We start from the raw sequence: 1654 nt of genomic DNA, 5'->3' as shown, positions 1-1654 counted from the left end.
GCCCCCGCTGCCGCCCGCCGGTGGCCCAGGGCGGCGACACCGCGACGATGCGCGGGGACGCCGCGATCATGCTGAATTTCGGCCCGGTCAGCGCCGCCCGGGCCGGGACGTCGCAGCGCGTGGTGCTGCCGACCGACCCGAGCTATCCGGCGCTGCTGACCCAGCTGGGCGGCATCGCGCCGGGCCAGACCAAGCCGCTGCCGCGATAGGTATCCGGCCGCCCATGCTGCCGACCTTCGAGACGCCGCGGCTGGTCCTGAGGCCGCGGACCATGGCCGAGCTGGAGGACTGCCTGGCCATGGATCGCGACCCGGAGGTGACGCGCCATGTCGCCGGGCCCTGGGCCGATCCGGCGGCGCATCGCCGCTTCGTCGTGGCGCGGATCACTGCTGCCTATCCGGAGGGGCTGGGCTACTGGACCGTTCGCGGCCGGACGCAGGAGGCCCCGTTCCTCGGCTGGGTGCTACTGATCCCGCTCGACGGCGAAGGCCCGGAGGTGGAGATCGGCTGGCGCCTCAACCGCGCCGCCTGGGGCCGAGGCTACGCCACCGAGGCCGCGGCCCCGGTGCTGGCCCATGCCCGGGACACGCTGGGCATCGCGGTGGTCGCCGACATCGATCCGGACAACGCGGCGTCGATGCGGGTGGCCGAGAAGATCGGCCTGCGCCGCATCGGGCCGGACGGCCACGGCGCCATCCGCTACGCCGGCTAGGATCTCTCGATCGCGATCGCCGTGGCCTCGCCGCCGCCGATGCAGAGCGAGGCGACGCCGCGGCGCAGGCCGTGGCGCTGCATCGCCGCCAGCAGGGTGACGATCAGCCGGGCGCCGGTGGCGCCGATCGGATGGCCGAGGGCGCAGGCACCGCCATGGATGTTGACCTTGTCGTGCGGCAGGTCGAGATCGCGCATCGCCGCCATCACCACGCAGGCGAAGGCCTCGTTGATCTCGAACAGGTCGACCTCGCCGGCCCGCCAGCCGGCCCGGTCGAGCAGCCGGCGGATCGCCCCGATCGGTGCGGTGGTGAACCATTCCGGCGCCTGGGAATACGTGGCGTGGCCGCGGATCGTCGCCAGCACCGGCAGGCCCTGCCGATCGGCCACGGAGCGCCGGGCCAGGACCAGCGCCGCGGCGCCATCGGCATTGGCGCTGGAGCTGGCGGCGGTGATGGTGCCGTCCGGGCGGAAGGCCGGCTTCAGGCCCGGGATCTTATCGGCCGAGAGCGATCGCGGGTTCTCGTCCACCGCGACCTCGGCCGGGCCACCCTTGGCTGGGACAGCAACCGGCGCGATCTCCGCCGCGAAGGCGCCGGCGGCGATCGCCGCCTGGGCCCGCTGCAGCGACACCGCGGCATAGGCATCCTGCTCCGCCCGGGTGAAGCCGTAGCGGGCGGCCGTCGCCTCGCCGAAATCGCCCATCGCCCTGCCCTTGTCATAGGCATCCTCGAGCCCGTCCAGCGCCGCATGGTCGAAGATCCGGCCATGGCCGAAGCGCAGCCCGTCGCGCACGCCCGGCAGCAGCCAGGGGGCGTTCGACATGCTCTCCATCCCGCCGGTGATGATGATGTCGGCCGAGCCGGCAGCGATCAGATCGCGCCCCAGCATCGTCGCCTTCATGCCGGAGCCACAGACCTTGTTGACGGTGGTGGCCCCGACC

The 1654-nt window shown here is 73.5% G+C and carries 3 protein-coding genes; 2 read left to right on the top strand and 1 reads right to left on the bottom strand.

Features of this window, described 5'->3' with window-relative positions:
- Nucleotides 1–209, top strand: a 209-nt coding sequence (locus P409_RS39695; RefSeq protein WP_161790523.1) for a hypothetical protein, incomplete at its 5' end; no start/stop codon positions are given.
- A gap of 14 nt (nucleotides 210–223) precedes the next feature.
- Nucleotides 224–712, top strand: coding sequence for a GNAT family N-acetyltransferase (locus P409_RS33725; protein ID WP_034848977.1), 489 nt, complete (start codon nucleotides 224–226; stop codon nucleotides 710–712).
- Here P409_RS33725 and P409_RS33720 read toward each other — a convergent pair.
- On the bottom strand, nucleotides 709–1654 hold a 946-nt coding region (locus tag P409_RS33720; protein ID WP_034848975.1), incomplete at its 5' end, for an acetyl-CoA C-acyltransferase. The two genes, P409_RS33725 and P409_RS33720, sit on opposite strands and share 4 nt — an antisense overlap.

The organism is Inquilinus limosus MP06 (genome assembly GCF_000767795.1).
Taxonomy (GTDB): Bacteria; Pseudomonadota; Alphaproteobacteria; order DSM-16000; family Inquilinaceae; genus Inquilinus; species Inquilinus limosus_E.
The sequence above is the reverse complement of the archived record's forward strand: the minus strand, read 5'-3'. Positions and strand labels throughout refer to the sequence as shown.